Consider the following 22660-nt stretch of genomic DNA (forward strand, 5'->3'; position numbering starts at 1 on the left):
AGTGCTCAAATAATTTTGTGCACTTATTTTTTTAATTGTTGATAACTAATATCCCATAGCTTTTTCATATTCATCTAAATTGCCGCGAAAAATGTAAGATTCATTTTCTTTTAACTCTAAAATAACATTGGCAACTTTTTTAATTAAAGCTCTGTTATATGTTGTAAAAATACAACTTGATTTGTATTCTTTAAGTCCTTTAATTACTGAATCAATTGATTCAGTATCAAGGTGATCAAGAGGCTGGTCTAAAATGATGAAATTTGATTCTTCCAACATCATCTTTGAAAACATCAATCTAGCTTTTTCTCCTCCACTTGTAACATTAACTCTTTTAAAAACAGTCTCTCCACTAAAGAGCATTCTTCCTAAAAAACTTCTCATTCTATGATCTGAATTATCCTTGTTTGCCTCAAGCTCGTTAGTAAGAGGAAATTGAGAAATTCAATCAAGAATTGAAAGGTCATTATTAAAGTAATTATCATTGTTTAATGGAAAATAACTTGTTTTAATAGTTTGTCCTCATTCAACTTTTCCACTTGAAGGTTTTTCAATACCTAAAATAACTTCAATTAGCTTTGTTTTAGCTAAATCATCATTTCCTATAATGACTAATTTTTCACCAAGTTTTAAACTAAAAGAAACATTTTCAAAAAGCACTTCACCTTTTTTATTTACATACGAAAGATTTTCTACATTTAGAATTTGTTTTCCAGGAACACGATTTATTTCTCATTTAATAAAAGGATATTTTCTACTTGAAGGTTTAATCTCATCTAGAGTTATTTTTTCTAGAGCTTTTTTTCTACTTGTAGCTTGAGATGATTTAGATAAATTGGAACTAAAACGAGCTATGAAAGATTGAAGTTTTTGAATTTGTTCTTCTTTTTTCAAATTAGACTGTTTTCTTAGTTCAAGAGCTAACTCAGATGATTCTTTTCAAAAAGAATAATTACCTGTAAAAATTTTTGCCTCACCAAAGTCAATATCAACAATATGGCTACATACTTCATCAAGAAAATCACTATCATGGGAAACTACTATAACAACATTTGGATAGTTAGCTAAAAAGTTTTCAAGTCATTTAATTGACTTTAAATCTAAGTGGTTAGTAGGCTCATCCATAATTAAAATGTCGGGATTACCAAAAAGTGCTTTTGCTAAAAGAACTTTAACTTTTTCATTTGCTTTAAGCTCTTTCATTTTTAAATATCATTTGTCTTTATCAATTGTTAAAGATGAAAGTAAAACTTGAGCATCATTTTCAGCATTTCATCCACCCATTTCACCATATTTTTCTTCTAACTCACTTGCTAGAGTATAGTCTTTTTCAGTTGCATCTGGGTTGTTGTAAATAGCATCTTTTTTGTTTTTAATTTCATAAAGAACATCATTTCCCATAATAACTACATCGGTGACAATTTCATCATCAAATTCATTATGGTTTTGTCCTAGAGTTGAAATCCTTTTATTTTTTTCTTTTAGAATTGTTCCACTTGTTTGTTCAATAGTTCCTGCAAGTATTTTCAAAAAAGTTGATTTACCAGCTCCATTGGCACCGATAATTCCATAAACATTTCCTTCAGTAAATTTTAAATTAACATTTTCAAATAATTTTTTATCACTAAAAATTTTCGAAAGTCCTTGTACTTCTAACATTTTTTCCTACTTTCATATTCAAATATTTTGAGCAAATTTTATTACAAAAAATAAAAAACGTTTTCATTATAAATATATAAATGAAATCTTTTGTTTTTTTTATTTATTTTTCACCAGATATTATTTCCAAAGGCATGATTGCAAGTCTAACTACATGTGCAAAATAATGAGCACTTTTTAAAAGTTGATCTATATATGGACCTGTGCTTCTATTTTGAAAATGTTTGTGGTTATTTAAATTTAGAAAATCCAAATTTTGTGATGAATATGAAATATTTATTTGATCATTGAATTTCCAAATTGTATATGTTTTTGGATTAACTTGAAGTGATAAGTTATAAAGCTCTTTAAGCTCAGAAAGGTGCATGATTCTTGGAAATAATAAAAACAGATTTGAATATATTGGTAAAACTTTAAGAAGTGATGTATGGATGTTTGTGTTTTGCAAATGAGTGATTTTATTTTTAGGTTTATAAAAGCTATAGTTAGATTTATATTTAGTTGAACTAGAAGGTAAATTTAAGATTTGTATTTGAGCAATTACTTCAATGTGAAAATGATTTACTACTTTTGAGTCTACTTCCATTTTTCAACTAAAAATAACATTTTGAATTTTTATTAAATAATTTTTTTTATATATCAAAGTTATTGTTGGTGATTTTGTTCTAAGAATTGCACTTTCAGGAATTTTTTTGTTAAAAAGTGATTTAAAATCTAAATCATCATGTTTGTTCATTTTTAAATATCTAAAGCCATCTAGATTATTAAAAATTGATTTACAAAAAGCATCATTTATAAGTGTGTAATTTTTAAATCTTGAAGCTTTTTTAAAGTTAATAAATAAAATTATATTTGCAATTAAAAAGATAAAACTAAAAGCAACTACAAGACTTAATCAAATTGGATTTTTTAAGAAATACTCAAAACTTCAATTTCTTTTATGCAAAATTCCATGTGTTAACAAAAAAGCTATGATTGACAAAAAAGATAAAATGTAACCCATTCAAAATCAAGCTTTTTTTAGAATGTTTTTGTTTACTTTTTTATCAAACTTTTTATCTTCATTTAAGATGTTTGCAAACTCTTTTGTAACAAGCTCTTTTGCTATTAATTCATAGTCAGTTTTTGTGTTAAATCTCTTGTCCATAATAGTATAGAATTATACTAAAAAACTTAGCTTTTAAATGCCTATAAATCTAAGTATATTTAATCAAAAAGTTTATTACACTCTTCAATAACTTTTAGTATGTTTTGCCTTTGATTTTCAATGGTTCCTTTTAATATAGCTCCACTAGCTTGAACATGACCTCCGCCATTAAAAATTTTAGCAACTTTTGAAACATCAACTCCAGAAGAGCGAAATTCAATTCTAATTTTTTCATCCTCTTCTTCTGTAAAAGAAATTCATACTGGATAACCAATGATGTTAGCCAAAATATTAGGACGAGCAACTTCCAAAGGGCTTTTGTTTAACTCTTTTATTTCTTGTAAATTTAAAGTGTAATAAATAACATTTTTATCTGTTTGAGCATTTTTAATTATGTAAGAATTAAACTTTAAATCATCTAGTTTTTTCTTATCTAAATTTGAGCTTACAAAGTTATGATCAAGTCCATTTTGAAATAAATAAGAAACACACTTATGAGTTCTTGCAGATGTATTAGAAAATTTAAATCTTCCACTGTCTGTCAAGATTCCTAGATAAATATATGAAGAAGTATTTTGATCTAATTTCAACTTTTCTTCCATTGCTAAAAAAGCAATTTGTTCAGCACTAGCTATATAAGATGAATCAACTCATCTTATAGTATTTTGTCCTAGATCATCATCATTTGGATGATGATCAATTCTTAGTATTTTTTTAAAAGGAATTTGCTCAAGAAGATGAGCAAATTCTATTCTTTCTTTAAAGTTTGCATCTACAATTATTGCTAAAGCATTTTGAAAATCCACATTGCTAATATCATCATGTTGAAGATTCAAAAAATCAAAACTATTTTTTGAATCACCTACAACATAAACTTTTTTATTTTCTAAATTAAGTTTTATTAAATTAGCAAGACCAAATTGTGATCCAAGACAATCTCCATCTGGTCTAATATGGTGAAAAATAACAATTTCATCATATTCTTTTATGGTATTTCATGCTTCTACATGATTTCCAATTTTCATGATTTTCATTTTACACTAACAAAGCTTTTTTTGTTTTAGAAATAATCTAATTTAAATTTTAAAATTAGTTTGAGTCATTAGGATCTAAAACTAGATCAGTTCAAATTAAGGTATGTCTACTTATTACTTCATAAATGTAACTATATTCATCTTTATATTTTCTTCCTTGAGTGCTTTGAGTTTTTGGTGCTTTAGGTTTTCTTTTAGAAGGTTTTTTAGAAGTTGTTGTTTTAGTTTGTTTTGCTTCATTATCAACTTGTTGATGAAATTCTTCTTTGTTTAAAGGTGTGTTATTTTCAAAAACTTTTCATAAATCATAAAAGCCTGTATTTTGAGTTTTTAAATCACCTTTATAAAAAATTTTGTTTAGTGTTCCACTATATTCATTAGTATTGCTTTTCTTTAAACTATTTGAATTTTCAGCTTTGTCTTCAATTAGACTTTTGTAATTTAAATCCAAAAGTGGTTTGAATGCACTAGCTTCATTTCCAGTAAGAATTCCTGTGTAGCCCATGAAAAATAGTTCATTGTTAGCTTCATCTAAATTATCGAAATATTCCATTACTTCTTTTGTTCTAAGGGCCTCTGAAACCTCTTGACTTCCCTGATATTTGTAATTTGTTAGACTAGTTTCTTTAGTATCTTTTGAATTAGATTTATGTGCAAAATCATTTTGAGCAAAAACTACAGTAAAGTCATTTTTAACATCACCTTTTGTTGAAAACTTAATACCAAAAGGAGGACGAACATAACTTACTTTTTCACTTGTATTAAAACTACTATTTCATGGTTGGTTTTCATATAAGTGACCTTTGTTTGTATTTTGATTTTTAAAAGATTCAATATTAAATTTATTTTCTTTGTAAATTACTCCAATATATCTTGCTAAATTTACAGGAAAACCTTCTCCTTGTTTTTTCTCTGATATAACTTGAACTCATTTATCACTTGAGTCTTTAGATAACTTATTCATCTCCTCTACAATTTTTGTAAGTGTTTCTTCATGAACAAGTCCACCTATTCCAACTAAATCTAATTTATTATGATCAATTACTTTTGCAACAGCGAAGGCTTTACTAGCACTTGATTTACCTACGCTTTCATTAATGTTTCAATAACCAATTTTAACTTTTTTAGCACTAACATCTATGGCATTTTGATTAAGACTTTGGTTGTTTGGGTTTTTACCTATAATTACGTTATTTTGAGATTCATTTGTTTCTGGTGTTTCTTGGTTTTGAGTATTAGTTGAATTTGAATTATTAACATTGCTTTCAGATTTAGAGATTTCTTCTTTTTTATTATCAATATTTTCTTCTTGTTTATTAGTTGAATTTGAATTATTAACATTACTTTCAGATTTAGAGATTTCTTCTTTTTTAGTGCTGCTATTTTCTTCTTGTTTATTAGTTGAATTTGAATTGTTTGATTCAGTATTTGTTTTAGTTTCTACTTGGTTAGTTTTTTCTTCATTTTTCAAATTAGAATTAGTGCTATCTTGAGTTTTTGCGCTAGTGTCTATTTCATCTTTTTTTGTAGATGAATTTTCATTATTTTGTGTTTCATTTTTTGTCTCAACATTACTTGAATTTGAACTTGGATTTTTTGTAGTTAAATTTTGTTTTTGTTCACTTCTTAGATCATTTTTTGTCTGTCTAGAATTAGAAGTGTTTTGTTCTTTGGAATCATCATTTTCACCATTATTTGAATGTGAAATTTCTTGATTATTTTCAAGATTTGGGTTTATTTGTGGAGAGGATTCTTTTGAAGGTTGAGTATCATTTTTTGAACTAGATAAATTACTATCTTTTTGATCATTTTGTTGTGATTTAATAGCATTGTTTTTTGACTCATCTTGAGAGTCTAATTTTTGATCTTTTTCATTAGTTGTATTTGAATTATTTTGACTTGCATCACTTATTTTTTTAGAATCATCTTGAGTGTTTTGATTTTGCTCATTATTTGTTTTAGGTTTATCTAAATTTTGTTTAGAATCATTAGAATTTTCATCTTTATTTTCGCTATTTTTATTTTGATCATCTTTTTGGAGCAGTATTAAATCAGTATAAACAATTGTATGATCACTTATTGCGTGTAATACATAAGAATATTCACCTTTATATTTGTCTTTTGCTTTTTTTGAACTTCTATATTCTTCAACTTTTGTTTTAAATTCTTCTTTATTTAGAAGATTGTCATCAAAAACTTTTCATAAATCATAAAATCCTGAATTTTCAACTTTTAAATCACCTTTATAGAAAATTTTGTCATAAGGATTTGCATATTCTCCTCATCTTTGTGCTAAGCTTGTTGCATTTTCTTTTACATCTTTAATTAAACTTTTATAACCACTTTGTAATAAAGGTTCAAATGCTTTTGCTTCATTACCTAATTTGATGTTGGTGTCACCCATAAAAAAGAGTTCATTATTTACACCATCTATTGAATCAAAGTATTCCATTACTTCTTTTGTTCTAAGTGCTTCTGCTACTTCTTTGTGACCTTGTCCTGAATATCCCTTTGCAGAAATTTCCCCTCTTTCTTCTTTAACACCAGGGGCATCACTATGCATGAACACTACTGTAAAATCATTTTTAATATTTCCTTTTGTTGAAAATTTGACTCCAAAAGGTGGTCTTACAAAATCTATTTTTTGACCTTTTTTAAATGGATCATCTCATAGCTTATTTTCATAGAATTTTCCTTTTGATTTTTCTTTGTCATCAAAGGATTCAAGAGTTAATTTATTTTCCTTATAAATTATCCCAACATGTTCTTCTTGTCCACTAGAACCAGTTGTTCCACGTTTTTTTAAACTAACTATATAATTCCATTTATCACTTGAGCTTTTATTTAGCTCATTTATAATTGTTTTAACACCATTTTCATTAGTTATTTCCGTTAAACCAACAAGGTCTAATTTATTGTGTAAAATCACTTTGGAAATTGCTAAATTTTTAGTAGGTATATTTCCTGATTGATTAAGTACGTTTCAATGTCCAAGTCTTACCTTAGTAAGGGTTAAATTTTCATCATTTTTACTTGATGAATTTTCTTTGTTGTTATTGACTGAATTATCATTTTCATTATTTAATTGTTGATTTGATTGACTTTGATTTTTATCATTTATTTTTTTAGAATCATCTTGGTTATCTTGCGTTTGATTAGAATCATTTTTTTCATTAGCTTTTATATTTTCTTTAGCAGAATCAATTTTGTTAGTGCTGTTATTGTCTTCTTGTTGTGTTTGTTGTTTTTGTAAACCTTCATCTTTTGAATTTGAATCAACTTTTTTTGATGGTTTGTTAATTTGTTCATTTTTATTAGCTTCTTCTGATGCTTGATTTGCTTTTGAATTTATGCCTAAAGAACAAGAAACAATGCTAACAGGAGCTAGAATTAGTGTGCTAATAAGTGTTAATAAATTTTTTCTTAATTTCATGTTTTTTGTCCTTTTTTAGTTTTGTATTTAAATAAATTTTTAATATTTTTAATTAAGTTGCATCATTGCCATTTAATATTAAGTCAGTTCAAATTAATGTGTGATCACTTATTGCTGATCTTACATAATAAATTTCTGAATTATTTTTACTGTTTTTGTCAATTGCCTTTTTAAATTCTTCTTTGTTTAAAATTTTGTCGTCAAAGACTTTTCATAAATCATAGAATTTAGAGTTTTCAACTTTTAAATCTCCTTTATAAAAAATCTTGTCATATGTATTTGCATATTCTCCTCATCTTTGTGCTAAGCTTGTTGAATTTTCTTTTACATCTTTAATTAAACTTTTATAACCACTTTGCAATAAAGGTTTAAATGCTTTTGCCTCATTACCTACTTTGATGTTGGTGTCACCCATAAAAAAGAGTTCATTATTTACACCATCTATTGAATCAAAGTATTCCATTACTTCTTTTGTTCTAAGCGCTTCTGCTACTTCTTTGTGACCTTGTCCTGCATAGCCTGAAGCATTTTCTTCTTTATTTGCTTTAGTTATACTAACACCCGGAGAGTCGCTATGAACAAAAACTACACTAAAGTCATTTTTGACATTTCCTTTTGTTGAAAACTTTGCTCCAAAAGGTGGCCTTACATAATCTATTTTTTGGCCTTTTTTAAAAGGATCATCTCATAGCTTATTTTCATAGAATTTTCCTTTTGATTTTTCTTGATCATCAAAAGGTTCAAGAGTTAATTTATTTTCCTTATAAATTATTCCGACATGTTCTGCTTGTCCACTAGAACCAGTTGTTCCACGTTTTTTTTGACTAACTATGTAATTCCACTTATCACTTGAGCTTTTATTTAGTTCATTTATAATTGTTTTAACACCATTTTCATTAGTCATTTCTGTTAAACCAACAAGGTCTAATTTATTGTGTAAAATCACTTTAGAAATTGCTAAATTTTTAGTAGGTGTATTTCCTGATTGATTAAGTACATTTCAATGACCTAACCTAATTTTATTAAGCAAAAGATTTGGATTTGAATCACTATTGTTTTTGTTTGTATTATCACCATTTATGGGATTTTCATTTTGACTAGATTGATTATCATTTTTTTGATTTGATTCATCTTTTTTATTTTTGTTTTCTATTTGATATTTATAAACCACATAAGCTAGTCCTCCTAGAATCAAAACTAAAGGAATGCCGAGGAAAATAATTTTTCTTCATTTCATATTTTGTCCTTTCTTTTTATCTTTATTTTAAAAAAAATATTAAAAAATTAAACTTATAAAAGCAAGTAATTTAAGTTTCATAAAAATTTTTTTATTCTAGAGTTTTTAGAATAATTTTTATTAATCAAAAAAAGGACAAAAAAACCTTTATTTGCACAATAAAGGTTCAGAAAATTAGTTATCTTAAAAAAATATGATTTCTTTTTTACAAAAGCGCCATAAAAAACAATTGGATCACATGATCATGAATAAATGCATTTAGTTAATAATTTTTTTCTATGAATTAGATTTTTATCCATTGTTGCAAAATTATAAATTAAATTAATTAAAAATAAATGAAAAAAATTTGGTTTTTAAATAAGAATTTTTCAATGCTTAATTATGACTTGAATTTTGAATTTTAACTAAATAAAAAAATAAAAAAAATTGTTTTTTTAGTTTAAAACTAAGCCTAAAATTTAATATTAGTTTTTATTTTAAAAAAACATATAATTTAATGATATGTGAAAATCAGTAAGATTAGATGATGATACAGAAGCTAATATATACGTTATAGATAAAAAAGCTAAGTCAACTTTATTTGTTGTCCATGGGATGATGGCAAATAGTGATTACTTTTTAAATTTTAATACCAATGAAATTAAGATCAATTTTAATGTCGTTATAATCAACATGCCAAAGTCCAAATATCAAGATTATGATGATGACATAACACTAAAGTTATTAAGTAATTTTGTCTACCAAATTTATAAAAAATTAAAAACCAAAAAAAATTATATTTTAGCTCATTCCTTAGGTGCACCAGTTGTGCTTGATTTTGCTGAAAAAGTTGATGTTGAAAGATACTTTTTTTTAGCTCCTTTTCATCCTGGAATTATTCATTATCCTTCTTATAGACTTTTAAGTGCTTTTCTAAAATCTAAAATGTCAAATTTTTTAACTAAACTTACTCCATCAATTAATATAGTTGATGAAATTGATTTAGGTTTTTTTAGAAAAGCTTATGAAAATTATTCACTAATTTTTAGAGACAATATTTTTGATAGTGATTATATAAAAAAATTAGATAGACAATTTAGAGACAACGCTGATATTAGTTTCTACATTGTAGGTGAAAGAGATCTCATAATTTCAGATAAACACTTTAGCGATTATGTAGACACCCTTATGGATCAAAAGCTTTATAAAATTGGCCATGGTCATAATCCTTTTAAATTAGATTATTTGAAAATAATTAAATTGCTAAATAAGGAAATTAAATTCAAAAGGAGAATTTTTCCTTTATCAATTCTTAAAGATGCAAAGAAAAATCCAAGATAGTCTTGGATTTTTTCAATGTATAAGATAAAAAATTAAATTAAATTTTTTCTTCTTAAAGTTTTTGCAGTTTTTGCAGAAACTTTTAAATTTACTTTTCTGCCATTAACTACAACTGAAACTTTTTGAAGATTTAGATTAAAACGTCTTCTTGTTGCATTAAGAGCATGAGATCTATTGTTCCCAAACATAGGTCCCTTACCAGTTAAATCATCTCTTCTTGACATGTAACACCTTTCTATAAGTTCAATTAATGTATTATAATAGTCTGAACATCAATGCTAAGCATTTATTTAAACATTTTACCACTTTTATAAAAATGAGCTAATAAATTTTAGCTTTTTTTACTAGTATTAAATGATAAAACGTAAATTTTTATAAGATTTTTAAGAAAATCTTAAAAATGTTGGTTATAAGATTTATAATTAAAGTGTGAAGATATAATTAATTTAAATAGCCATTATCTTCACAAAATTAAAATTATGAGACATTTTAAAATCTTAAAAAAACATAAAATTTATTTTTGAATTTATCATGTGTAACCTTTCTTTTATTTTATTTATATACTTTTAACACATCAAAAAATTTTAATTTCTATATTTTAATCTCCCAAAATCTCTTTATTTTATTTATTTTTTACTTTTGAATGATACAAAGTCAATTGAAATAACTCTATCAGTAACCTTTGTGTATATTAACTAATTACCATTCTAAATTTAATATAGCTCTTTTTATTTTTGTTGTTCATTTTTCTTGCTTTTATAGTTTTTTTTACAAATAATTCAAATAAAAAATTTATGTTTTTTAAGATCATAAAAACATGTAAATTTAAATTACTTATTTTTCATAAACGCCACATTTTTTATAAAGATGTGGTGTTTTCTTTTACCTTTTAGTTAATTAGCTTTGAAATAGATTTATGATTTTTTATAAAAGTTTTAATTCCTTTATGATCATTCATTTTTACATGGATTATTTCATCTTCTTCTTTAACAACTTTACCTACTCCAAAGTGGTCATGTTTTATAAGATCACCAACTTTAATTTCTTGGTTATCTTTAGCATAATTTTGTTCAACAAATTTTTCTTTTCAGTCAAATGAAACATAATCACTATTTTGATAATAGCTATCTGTGTCATTTAAGCTTTTATGTGAAAATCTTTTTTCATAATTTTGAGAAGATGCCAGTCCCATTTCCTCAATAAATCTAGATATTTCAAGCTCTTCTTTTTCTCTATCTCTTGCTCAATATAAAGTCAAAGGAGCTGTTAAAAAGAGTTGTTTTTTTGCCCTTGTTACAGCTACATAACAAAGTCTTCTTTCTTCTTCGATTTCATCATCATAGTCATTACTTTTTAGCGACAAAAAATGTGGAAAATGCTTTTCTGCAAGACCTGTTATAAAAACATAATCAAACTCAAGTCCTTTAGCACTATGAGCTGTCATTATTGATACTTGATCACTATTTTCATTTTGATCTCCTGAAGTTAAAAGTGAAATTTCATTTAAATAATCATCAAGAAGCAATTCAGGATTTTCCTCTTCTCAAAAAGCAATAGATTCATATAGTTGATCTATGTCAAAATCAACTTGATCTTTTCTTTTATTTCTATCAAAAATACAAAAGCTTTTATAATCAATTTTCTCTACAAGTTTTTCGAGAACATAAGCTATTTTTTGATCGTTTTTTAAAGATTCTCTAGCTTCTAAAATAGCTTGGATAAATTTTTCTAAATCTTTTAAAGAAAAAAAACTTTGCAAGTTTTTGTTTATGTAAAGATTTTCTAAAAATTCAAAACTTTTTTCATAACCTTTTTCAGATGCTAGTGTAATTATTTTTTCAAGTGTCTTAGGACCTATGCTTCTTCTTGGTGTGTTAATTACTCTTATAAAAGAAACTTCAGAAGAGTTATTAATTAACCTCAAATATGCAAGAAGATCTTTGACTATTTCTCGTTCAAAAAATCTTGTTCCACCATATATTACATAAGGAATAGAATTTTGAAATAGCTCCTCTTCTAAATCGCGAGAGTATTTAGCTGTTCTTGTAAAAATTGCTATTTGGCTATATTTTGTTTGTTGGGATAATTCAATTATTTTTTCAACAATTCACTTGGCTTCTAGTTTGTTATTGTATTTTGTCAAAAACAAAGGATCAGCTCCTCTAGCAGAGGTGCTAAAAAGGTTTTTTTCCATTCTATTTTTGTTGTTTTTAATTAATTTATTTGCTATTTCTAAAATGTTTGGAGTTGAACGATAATTTTGCTCAAAATTGATGGTTTTTGTATTTTCAAAATCCTTGTCAAAATTAAGCATTATTCTAAAATCTGATCCTCTTCAACTATAAATGTTTTGATCAGGATCACCAACTATTGTAATGTTTTTATTTGAAGCTAAAACTTTAACAATTTCATATTGAATAAATGAAGTATCTTGAAACTCATCAACTAAAACATAGTCATATTTACTTGCTCATTTTTGCCTTGTTAAATCAGAGCTTGAAAAAAGTTCATAAGTTAGAATTATAAGATCATCAAAGTCTAAAAGTGATTGTTTTTTTAAATATGAAACATAGCCTTTATAAATATTTTTTAATAGCGCTAAATCTTCTTCATTTTCATTGTCAAGTTCTTCTTCAATAGAAGAAAAATATTTGTTTTTTTTCATTTTCGCAATATAGTCAAATGCATCTCAAATAGAAACATCTTTTGTGGTTATAGCAAGTTCTAAATAAATGCCTTTTAAAATTTGTTTTTTATCAGATTCATCAACTATTTCAAAGTTTTTTGGATAACCAATTTTATCAATGTCTTGTTTCAAAATTACATTACACAATGAATGGAAAGTACTTAGCTCAACATGGCTTGCTTTTGGTCCAATCATCTTTAGTGCTCTTTCTTTCATTTCTCTAGCTGCTTTATTAGTAAAAGTTAGCCCCAAAATTTTTCATGGGGCTATCTTTTCATGTTCTATTAAATAAGCAATTTTGCTCGTTATTACTCTTGTTTTTCCACTTCCAGCTCCGGCTATAATTCTTAGTGGTCCTTTAGTATAAACTACAGCTTCTTTTTGTCTTTGATTTAAATTGGATAACATAATTTATTCCTTAAAATTGGCAATATCTTAATTTACTATATCAAAAAATAAAAAAATTTCATATGTGTATATGAAATTTAAAAAGTAATTTTATAAATTATAGACCTAATTCTTCATCAGTTGGAATATTTAAATTTGAACCAACAAATGAGAAAATCTCAGGGCTTTGTTTTAGATATTTTCCTTCAAGAATTCTAATTACAGATTCAATGGTCTCATTTAAAGGAACATAAACTCCTTTTTCTTTAGTAAAGTTTTCTGCTGTAAAGAATCTTTGTGTAAAGAAGTTTTGTAATTGAAAAGCTTTTTTAACAATGATTTTAGAATCTTCTTCAAGTTCATCAAAACCTAAAATTGAAATAATATCTTCAAGTTCTTGATATTTTTGCAAAATATTTTTTGTCTCTAAAATTGCTTGGAAATGTCTTGTTCCTATAATTTTTTCATTAACAGAACTTGATGAAGAAGCTAGAGGATCAAAAGCTGGATAGATATTTTTAGCAGCTTGATCTCTTGAAAGAACCATTGATGAATCAAGGTGTGAAAAGATTGACACAGCTGAAGGATCAGTTAAATCATCCATTGGTAAAAAAACAGTTTCAAAGGTTGTAATTGAACCATTGGCATTTAAAAATAAACGATCATGTACAAATGAAACTTCTGTGTCCAAAGTAGGTTGATATCCACCAAGAGAAGGTTTTTTACCAAGAGTAGCTGAAACCTCTGAGCTAGCTTGAACAAAACGGTAAATATTATCAATAAAAAGTAGTACGTTTTCTTTTTCTCTATCTCTTAAATACTCAGCTGCTGTTATACCAACTGGCACAATTGACATTCTAGCTCCTGGAGCTTCGTTCATTTGTGAAATAAACATTACAGTTTTATCTAAAAGTTTAGAGTTTTTAAGTTCATCATAGAGCTCAAGTCCCTCACGAGAACGCTCTCCAGAACCAATAAAAATTGAGGAAGTATTTTTCTTTTCTTTTTGTGCTTGTGGAGCTTTGAATTTAGAAGCGTTGAAAATAATTTCCTTCATAACAACAGTTTTTCCAACTCCAGCTCCTCCAAGAATACCTAGTTTTGATCCTCTTAGAATTGGAATGAAAAAGTCAATTGCTTTAATTCCTGTTTCAAGAATTTCATTTTTAATTTCTAGGTTTTTGCTTTTTGTAATTGTTGAGTCAATTTCAACTTTTAGAAGATTTTTTGCACTTTTGTCATTTAAACAATTCCCAAGAATATCAAAGACTTTGTTCATAGAAGATTTACCAACTGGAACTTCTAATTTTTTCATTGTGTTTAATACAACTTGTCCAATGAAAACTCTCTGAGATGTTTTAATTAAAATAGCTCTAACTTCATCTTCTGAAATAATGTTTTTAATCATATAAACATTATTTTCACTACCTACTAAAATAATCTGGTCAACTTTTGGTTTTTGCTGAGATTTTTCAAATTTAACCTGAATAACATTAGTTCAAATTTTTACTACTATACCTTTCATATTATCTCCCTATTAATGAAACTAGTCTCTCTAGTTCTTGACTATCAAAATCTACAAAGTCTTGCTTAACTTTTAATTGAGTATTTTCACCTACATGTTTGAAATATTGATTAAGCGCATAGGCAAAAAAGTTTTTTATTACAAAGTCATCTACTTCAATGTCTTTTAAAATATTTTGATAAATGAACTTACCATAAGAATTGTTTTTAATTAAAATCAAAATAAATGCAAGAGCAGCTTTTGGATTTTTTACATCTTGTAAAAATCCTCATGTAATAATTCTAGTTATTATAAAAACTATCTCTTCTGAGTAATATTGAAATCCTGGTTGAACTAAAAGTTTTTCAATGGATTCTCCTGAAAAAATTAACTTAGCTGTTTCTTTGTTTAGCTCATAGTCAATTGATGAAAGTTTTTTCTGTCTAATGTAAGCATGATAAATTTTTGAAAGCTTAGCTGAAACTTGAGCAACAGATTTTTTTTGAATAGAACTTCCTGTACGAGAAACTGAAAAATCAAGATCAACTGCAGGAATTTTTCCTTCTAAAAATAGCTTTGTACTTGTTACAATTTGACCATCAGAAATTGATATTAAATTTGATGAAATTAATGAGGCTAAATTACCATCAACTGTTTTAACAATTGGAAGAGCAGCAATTGATTTTCTTCCAATGAATCTTCCACTTCTTTCAAGTAATTTTGAGTGGGTAAAAAAGATGTCAGGTGGAAAAGCTTCTTTACCAATTGGCTTATCAATTAAAAGAGAAATTTCTCTACAAATGTTGGCATGTTTTGTAAGGTCATCAAAGACAATTAAAACATCATCATTAAAAGATAAATTTTCAGCATGAGCCATGGCAACATGAGGTATTAAATATTGATCAAAAGCATTTTCAGATGAAGCTTCAAAAATAATTGTGTAATCAAGAGCATTTGCATTTTTTAATGTTGTATAAACATTTGAAAGATTCTTGTTATTTTGACCAATAGAAACATAAATACACTTTACTCCTGAGTTTCTTTGATTTATGATGGTATTAAGTGCAATATGAGTTTTTCCTGTTTGTTTATCACCAACAATTATTTCCCTTTGTCCTCTACCAATTGGGTTGAATAAATCAATTGATAAAATCCCTGTATAAAGTTGTTCTGAAAGGTGTTGTCTTTCTAACATTCCTACAGGTTGGAAAAAGATATTTCCTTTTCTTAAATTAGGCTCATAAACAACTGTTTTATTTTGTGTTACTGGATAGACAATTTCACCGTCAATATTAACAACTTTTCCAAAAAATTGTCTTGATGTTTGAATTTCATTATAAGCTGGTTTTACAATTAATTCATCTCCTATTTCAATAGGTACCTTTGATGTATCAACTAATAAAAAAGCTCTATTTATTTCAGCTGATAAAACAAGTGCCTTAACAGATGGTTTGTTTTTAATTGTGAAAAATTGTCCTTCTTCAAAGGGAAATTTTCCTTGAACTTCAATGACATAATCAATAATTGAAACTACTTTTGGCATTATTTGCATAACTATAAAATCTCCTATATCCTAATTAGCTTTTTGATTTGGATTTGCACTTGTTTGTGCATCAACTTTTTCAATAGTTTTTTCATTAGATTCAACTTTTTTATTTTTTGGTTTTTTAGTAGTTTCTTCTTTAATTATTGCATCTTCAGAAAAAGCTATTTTTAAGGTTTTAGTTTCACTAGAAACATAAACGGCAATACCAGGCAAAATTTCAACTATTTTTTTAGTTTCTAATAAGCGATTTACAATTCTATTATATGTTCCAAAAAAGTTTTGAGATACATTTGAATTGCCATCAATAAAATTTAATGAATCGCTATTTGGATTTTCAGAAGATTTAATTGTTGGAATTAAATCAACATAGCTATATCTATTATTTTTTACTCATGAAATTACAAACATTTTAAAAACAAAATCAAGTTTTCTTTTATATCCAATTTCAATTTTTTTTGGAAGTTCTTTTATGAATGTAACTTTATGATTTTGATTTGACTCTAAAAGCGCACTTCCAAAAACTTGAGTGTATCTTACAAAGTTTTTGTTTTTTGAAAGATCTTCAAAATCCTTAAAAATACTTGATTTATTCATTAACAATGATTTTTTGAATTTTACTCAAAAACTTAGATCATTGTTAGTTGCTTCTTTTACATTTTTAGTTTTATTCATCTTGTTCCTTTTTTAATATTGAAAATAAATTTCTAGTTCGATAAATATTTTATACTAAAATATTGATCCTTCTTTGCCCAATAAAAAAGAAAAATTTCAAAATTGGGTTAAGTATTTATAAATTTTAACTTAAAACGGATTTTTTAAATTAAATAAATTTTTACTTTTTTGTTCATTAGTTTTTTTGAATAGAACTAATATTTAAAAAAATCAAAAATATTAAGTAAAAAAGTTTATTAACTTTAGTTTTAATAGTTAATTTTTTTAGTTGTGCTATTATAAAAGCCACTATGCAAAAAAACCTTTTTACTTCAGAGTCAGTTGGTAGAGGTCACCCCGATAAAATTTGTGACCAAATTTCTGATTCTATTCTAGATGCTGTTTTAAAAATTGATCCAAATAGTCGCTGTGCAATTGAAGTTATGGCTTCAAATAGACTAATTATAATTGGAGGAGAAATTACAACTCAAGGTTATGTTGATTTAGTTTCAAAATCATGAGAAATTTTGATAAGCCTTGGCTACACTGAAAATGATTTTACAATCATATCAAATGTTAATGAACAAAGCAAGGAAATTGCAAACCAAGTTGATAGACAAGATGACAACATTGGAGCTGGTGATCAAGGAATCATGTTTGGTTTTGCAAGTGATGAAACCAAAAGCTTTATGCCTCTTGCCATTTCTATAGCTCATGACTTAGTTAAAAGAGCTGAAAAATTAAGAGTTGAAAATAAAATCAATGGTTTAAAAAGTGATATGAAATCACAAGTGACAATTGACTATAGTGATCAAAAAAATCCTAAGATTGACACAATACTTATGTCCCTTCAACATGACAAAGATGTTCTATTAGATAATTTTAGAAATGATGTTAAAAAATTGATAATTGAGCCAGTTGTCAATGATTACAATTTAAATAGCAATTACAAATGTTTTATTAATCCAAATGGTAGTTTTTCAATAGGTGGACCAATTGGTGATACTGGTCTAACTGGAAGAAAAATAATAGTGGATACTTATGGCGGAGCAGCCCATCATGGAGGAGGAGCTTTTAGTGGTAAAGACTACACAAAAGTTGATCGCTCAGCTGCTTACATGGCTAGATATATTGCAAAGAATTTAGTAGCTGCCAAAGTTGCTAAAAAACTTGAAATTCAACTCTCTTATGGTATTGGTATGATTGAGCCTATTTCTATAAATGTAAACAGCTTTGGAACTTCGAAATTTTCTGATTTAGAAATAACTGATTTTATTAGAAATAATTTCTCTTTATCACCAAAGTCAATTATTGAAAAACTTAACTTAAAAAACACTAAATATTTTCCAACATCTTTTTTTGGACACTTTGGTCGAGATGATTTAGATCTTCCATGAGAAAAGCTAGATCAAGTTGATAAAATCAAAAAATTTTTCAAATAAAAAAACAACAAATTACAATGTTGTTTTTTTGTTATTTTTTTACTATGTAGTTGCCTTTGGGCCTTAGTTTTGTTTTGAATTAGCTTCTTGATTTGCTTGACCACTTTGCTCTTTGTTTGCAGAAGGCGTTGAAGGAGTTTCTGCAGCTTTTTTAAAGCCAGTTAAACTAATAACTTTAGAAAATTTTGTGTTTTTATAACTAAGACTTACCATGATTTTTAAACTTCCGTTTTTATCATCTGCATTTTTATCATCTTTTGGTTCGATTATTTTATATTCGAACATAGGATTGTCTCGGTTTATATTAGAACTAATTATATCAAGTTTAGGATCATTTACTGAAATTTGATCTTTTAATTCATTTGTAGTTATTTGACTAGGAAGTTTTTGTCTTAGTTGTGAATCATCTTTTAATGAAAAACTAAAGTCTTGAAATCTTTTTTCTGCAGCATTTCCTAAATTTTTAACTTCTTTAGAAAAGACTTTATCAAAGACAATATCTTCTATTTTTCCTGAACTTTTGTCACTATGAACTTTAACATTTTTCTTAACAATTTTAAAGTTAAAAACAAGTGATGAACTATTATCGTTATTTTTTACCTCTATTGCTTTTTCATTGCTATCAAAATCAAGTCTTCAATCATATTCTTTTGAATTTGTAAAATTTAATAATTTGATATCAAAGTAATCTTCAATGCTTTGACGTATTCTTTTGTTACGCAACTCTTTAGATAAAGTTGTGTTGTTTTTGTAAAGGTTAATTGTGTTTAAAAAATCATCTACAAAGATTTGATTTAAAGATGATTTTTTAACAATTTCAACATCTCATTTTTCATCAGGTTTTGTTGCTTCAACTTTTGCAAAACCTGAAAGAACTAGTGTAATAGTTCTATTAATTGTAGAATCATCTTTTAATTTAAAAAGAACTTTTAGATAAAGTGTTCCTGTTACATCATTTATGTTTTCAACACTTATTTCTGTTAGATACTTTGCCAATTCTTTGGCTATATCTGTATTTGCTTTTGGCCCAATAGTAATTCTCTTATTTGCTTGTGATTGATCAAAATCTTTGGAGGTAATTGTTGAGGCTAAAATCTTGTCAATTGCATCTTTTGAAGTTCATTTTAATTCAACTTTATCAACTAATGAATTTAGTAATTTTTCTCTAGATAATTCTTCTTTTAGACCAGTTAAAATAATTGTAGATTCTTTTGATGATGGTCTAAAAAGTGAAGTTAATCTATTTGGATTTGATTCATTTCCATCAACAACTTTTCAACCAATTAAATAAGTTAATTTAACACTACCTTTTTGACCTTCAACTGTTTCAAGTTTATTGAATTTAATATCTCTATATTTATAAGATAATTTAGTATTTTCATTTGTTTTTAAATCAAATACAAAAACACTTTCTAATAGCTTTATTTTTTCATCATCATTTTTTAGTGAATTAAATTTTGAAACTAAACTATTTCCAGAAAAAGCACTTGCATCATTTTCACTTTTTTTGCTTTGTTCTTCAGTTACTTTAACATTGCTTAATTCTCATTTTAATGACTCATCACTTGTGTCAAATCTTTTGAAATTATTGGTTATTTGAATCTTCTGAATGTTTTGATATTTTTCAGAATTATTTTTATATTTAACTATAGCTTCAATTACTTTTGTTCCGGCTATATCATTTGAATATCCACCAACAAAAGCATTGTTTTCAGTTTTTAATTCAACATCAAATTCAGTGTTTTCACTTATGTTTTTTTCAACATTTTTATCATCTAAATATTTAATTTCAAGTTTAGATTTGTCATTAAATTGTGAAGCTCATATATCACTTTGTTTTTCAGATGCGCTCGAACCTTTAAAGTTAACTCTTAGATTTTTTGCAAAGTCATTTAACCTTTTTTGTTTGTCATCCATTACAACATCTTTTGATATTTTTGAACTAGTAATTTTTACACTTTTACTAATTGTTTTTTGAGATGGATTTACTATTTGAAAATAAATATCTTTGCCCAAAACACTATAAGTTATTTTTTCACCATTTTCAAGTGGAGTTTTTGATTGAAAAACTTTATTAAAAAAGTCATTAGCTGATATATTTGAGACTTTATTTTCATCTTGTCATTGGTTAATTAACTCTTCAATACTTTTGTTTAAATAGCTTTGATTTTTCAAATTAAACATTAGTTCATTTGCTCTTTTTACAAGGCTTGCAGACTCATTAGGAAGTTGTGAAATTCCATAGGAAATTCCACTAATAGTTCCAACAAGAGCCAAAGAAGCTAGTGCAAATGTTGAATAGATTAAAATCTTTTTTTTCATTTAGATTACCTCCATCTAAAGATTTTTTAAAACATACAATTGTTTTATTATACCAAAGATCAAAATCTTGATTTTTTACGATTTTGACTTACATAACTTTAATAAAGGATTATGTTAATGTACAAAAATTAAATATTGTCATAGTCATCATCTTCAAATTTTTCTTCAGTTTTTGACTTTGTTTTTTTAGAAGTTTTTTTAGCAACTTTATTATCTTGATCATCAAAAATTTGAGATTTTACTTTTTCTAAAAGTGATTTATTTTTTGATTTTAAAAGTGTTTTTTTCTTTTGTTTAGATTTTGAATTTACATTGTTTTTATTAACATTAAATGCCTCTAAAATTGAATCATCTTTTTCATTTGTAAAAAAGACAGTTGTTGAAACTAAAGGCCTTCTTCTTTTTTCAGTATAGAAGAAAACTTGAACTCTTTGACTTACTACTTTTTGAATATCTCTAATGGTTCAATTTGGATCATTTTTAATGGTAAATAAAACTGATCCATGAACTAATTTATTTACCTTTTCAACAAAGCCATTTGAGTTTTTAACATAGAAAGCTCCCTTTGAAATAATTTTGGGTTTTCCTATTATTATTTTCTTTTCTTTGTTAATTAAAACAACAACAAAAACAAAGCCATTTTCTCCAAGTAAAATTCTCTCATTTACAACATCATCACTTTCAGTTAAAATTGTCTCACCATCTATATAAACAGGCTTTACTTCAATTTTTTCACTAGAAAGTGAGATCTTTCCTTTTTCCATTTTAACAACTTCACCAATACCTGGAATTATGACATTTTCAGGTTTTACTCCTGAGCGTATTGCGGTTTGTCCATGAACAACTGACATTCTATATTCTCCATGATAAGGAAAAAAATATTTAGGTTTTGCAATTGAAAAAATCTTTTCATGTTCTTCTTGATAGGCATGTCCTGAAGTGTGCAAATATCCATCTACTCCATTTTCTTTAATGATTGCACCAAGCTTATAAAGTCGATTAATTAAAAGCTCAATTTTCATCTTGTTTCCAGGAATTGGAGATGATGAAAAAATGATTGTGTCATTTTTTCTTATGCTTACTTGAGGGTGTTTTTCATATGACATTCTTGACAAGGCAGCTAGTTGTTCACCTTGTGAACCTGTTGTCAATATTACAATGTCTTTATCTTCATATTGATCAATGCTTTTTTTATCAATAAAAGAGCTATCAGGAGTTTTTATATATCCTAGTTCTTTTCCAATGGCAATACCATTGACCATTGATCTTCCAAAGACAGCAATTTTTTTATTTAGCTTTTCTGCTAGTTCAATTATTACTTTGATTCTAATAAGATTAGAAGCAAAAGTTGTGATAATAATTTTTCGCTTAGCAGCTAACATAATTTTTTCAATATCTTTTAAAATGTCATTTTCACTTGGCGAGTGATTAGGTCTCATTGCATTGGTTGAATCACTAAGTAAAAGTGTTAGACCTTCTTTACCAATTTGCTCTAACTTACTAAAGTCTGTGTAATTACCAATTGGTCGATAATCAATACGAAAATCTCCAGTACATAAAACTGAGCCATCTGGGGTTTTAACTCTAATACCAAAAGCATCTGGAATTGAATGCTGGGCAGTCCAAAAATCAACAACAAGTGAACCTAGATGATGAGTGTCATCTTTTTTGATTTCAATAAATTCAACTTTGATTCTTAGGCCTCTATCTTCAAGCTTATATTTCAAATATTCAATAGCAATTTTAGGTGCAAAAATTTTGTTTATTTTAACTTGCTGAAGTAAATAAATAATTCCGCCAATATGATCTTCATGACCATGGGTTACAAAAATTCCTTCAATTTGATCTTCATGTTTTTTTAGATATGAATAATTGGGTATGATTCCATGTAAACCTGTTGTTGATGAATCTGCAAATTTAATACCAGCGTCAATAATTGCAATTGATTTTTCATGATGGATTACTAAGGTGGATTTTCCAATTTCATGAACTCCACCTAATCCAAAAATTTTAGTATATGACATTTTTCTCCTAAATTTTTTTAAGCCTTTAATTTCAAAAATAAAATTAGTAAAATAAAATTAGTATATTTAATAGTAAAATACAATAAATTTAATATTGTAAATAAGTTTAGATATGCCTATTATAAACAAAATATTATTTAAATAATTTATATTGTTGTATTTTTTAATTACTATATAATAAAGTTAAATTTAAACTTAGTGATTTATTTCATTTAATTTTTTTATCTTATTGCATGTTGTTTTCATCATAATTTTTTAAAAAATAGCT

General features: G+C 26.2%; 14 protein-coding genes. 2 read left to right on the plus strand and 12 right to left on the minus strand.

Going from position 1 to position 22660, the window contains the following annotated elements; all coding sequences use genetic code 4:
- Window positions 1-45: 45 nt before the first annotated feature.
- The 5 genes from EXC36_RS03485 to EXC36_RS03505 all read right to left on the minus strand — a co-directional run bounded on the left by EXC36_RS03485 (window position 46) and on the right by EXC36_RS03505 (window position 8510).
- A complete protein-coding gene (locus EXC36_RS03485) occupies window positions 46-1659 on the minus strand; it encodes an ABC-F family ATP-binding cassette domain-containing protein (RefSeq protein ID WP_129690443.1) in 1614 nt (537 codons plus the stop codon).
- A gap of 103 nt (window positions 1660-1762) precedes the next feature.
- On the minus strand, window positions 1763-2806 hold the full coding sequence (locus EXC36_RS03490) for a hypothetical protein (protein ID WP_129690445.1): 1044 nt from the start codon (window positions 2804-2806) through the stop codon (window positions 1763-1765).
- A gap of 59 nt (window positions 2807-2865) precedes the next feature.
- Complete coding sequence (locus tag EXC36_RS03495) at window positions 2866-3831, minus strand: DHH family phosphoesterase (RefSeq protein ID WP_041364220.1); 966 nt, start codon at window positions 3829-3831, stop codon at window positions 2866-2868.
- Between the two features lie 64 nt (window positions 3832-3895).
- Window positions 3896-7273, minus strand: a complete 3378-nt coding sequence (locus tag EXC36_RS03500; protein ID WP_129690447.1) for an MnuA family membrane nuclease — start codon at window positions 7271-7273, stop codon at window positions 3896-3898.
- Window positions 7274-7325: 52 nt separating this feature from the next.
- Complete coding sequence (locus EXC36_RS03505) at window positions 7326-8510, minus strand: MnuA family membrane nuclease (RefSeq protein WP_129690449.1); 1185 nt, start codon at window positions 8508-8510, stop codon at window positions 7326-7328.
- Between the two features lie 501 nt (window positions 8511-9011).
- Here EXC36_RS03505 and EXC36_RS03510 point away from each other — a divergent pair.
- Window positions 9012-9830: an alpha/beta hydrolase family protein gene (locus EXC36_RS03510; protein WP_010925496.1), complete on the plus strand. Its 819-nt coding sequence runs from the start codon at window positions 9012-9014 to the stop codon at window positions 9828-9830.
- Window positions 9831-9862: 32 nt separating this feature from the next.
- On the opposite strand, the gene rpmB is transcribed toward EXC36_RS03510, so the two are convergent.
- The 5 genes from rpmB to EXC36_RS03535 all read right to left on the minus strand — a co-directional run bounded on the left by rpmB (window position 9863) and on the right by EXC36_RS03535 (window position 16625).
- Entirely contained in the window at window positions 9863-10054 is a 192-nt protein-coding gene (gene rpmB, locus EXC36_RS03515; protein ID WP_010925497.1) for a 50S ribosomal protein L28, read from the minus strand.
- A gap of 665 nt (window positions 10055-10719) precedes the next feature.
- Window positions 10720-12924, minus strand: a complete 2205-nt coding sequence (locus EXC36_RS03520; protein WP_010925499.1) for an ATP-dependent helicase — start codon at window positions 12922-12924, stop codon at window positions 10720-10722.
- Between the two features lie 97 nt (window positions 12925-13021).
- Window positions 13022-14428, minus strand: a complete 1407-nt coding sequence (locus EXC36_RS03525) for an MSC_0618 family F1-like ATPase beta subunit (RefSeq protein ID WP_010925500.1) — start codon at window positions 14426-14428, stop codon at window positions 13022-13024.
- Between the two features lies 1 nt (window position 14429).
- On the minus strand, window positions 14430-15959 hold the full coding sequence (locus EXC36_RS03530; protein ID WP_129690451.1) for an MSC_0619 family F1-like ATPase alpha subunit: 1530 nt from the start codon (window positions 15957-15959) through the stop codon (window positions 14430-14432).
- Between the two features lie 21 nt (window positions 15960-15980).
- Complete coding sequence (locus tag EXC36_RS03535; RefSeq protein WP_010925502.1) at window positions 15981-16625, minus strand: DUF2714 domain-containing protein; 645 nt, start codon at window positions 16623-16625, stop codon at window positions 15981-15983.
- Window positions 16626-16915: 290 nt separating this feature from the next.
- Between EXC36_RS03535 and metK the strand changes: the two genes are divergently transcribed.
- Entirely contained in the window at window positions 16916-18046 is a 1131-nt protein-coding gene (metK, locus tag EXC36_RS03540; protein ID WP_010925503.1) for a methionine adenosyltransferase, read from the plus strand.
- A 63-nt stretch (window positions 18047-18109) separates the two neighbouring features.
- On the opposite strand, the gene EXC36_RS03545 is transcribed toward metK, so the two are convergent.
- Window positions 18110-20368, minus strand: coding sequence for a lipoprotein 17-related variable surface protein (locus tag EXC36_RS03545; RefSeq protein WP_129690453.1), 2259 nt, complete (start codon window positions 20366-20368; stop codon window positions 18110-18112).
- 128 nt (window positions 20369-20496) lie between these two features.
- The gene (locus EXC36_RS03550) at window positions 20497-22392 is read right to left on the minus strand and encodes a ribonuclease J (RefSeq protein ID WP_010925505.1); all 1896 of its coding nucleotides are present in this window, start codon (window positions 22390-22392) and stop codon (window positions 20497-20499) included.
- Between the last annotated feature and the right edge of the window lie 268 nt (window positions 22393-22660).

This window comes from Mycoplasmopsis pulmonis (assembly GCF_900660575.1).
GTDB lineage: Bacteria > Bacillota_I > Bacilli_A > Mycoplasmatales > Metamycoplasmataceae > Mycoplasmopsis_B > Mycoplasmopsis_B pulmonis.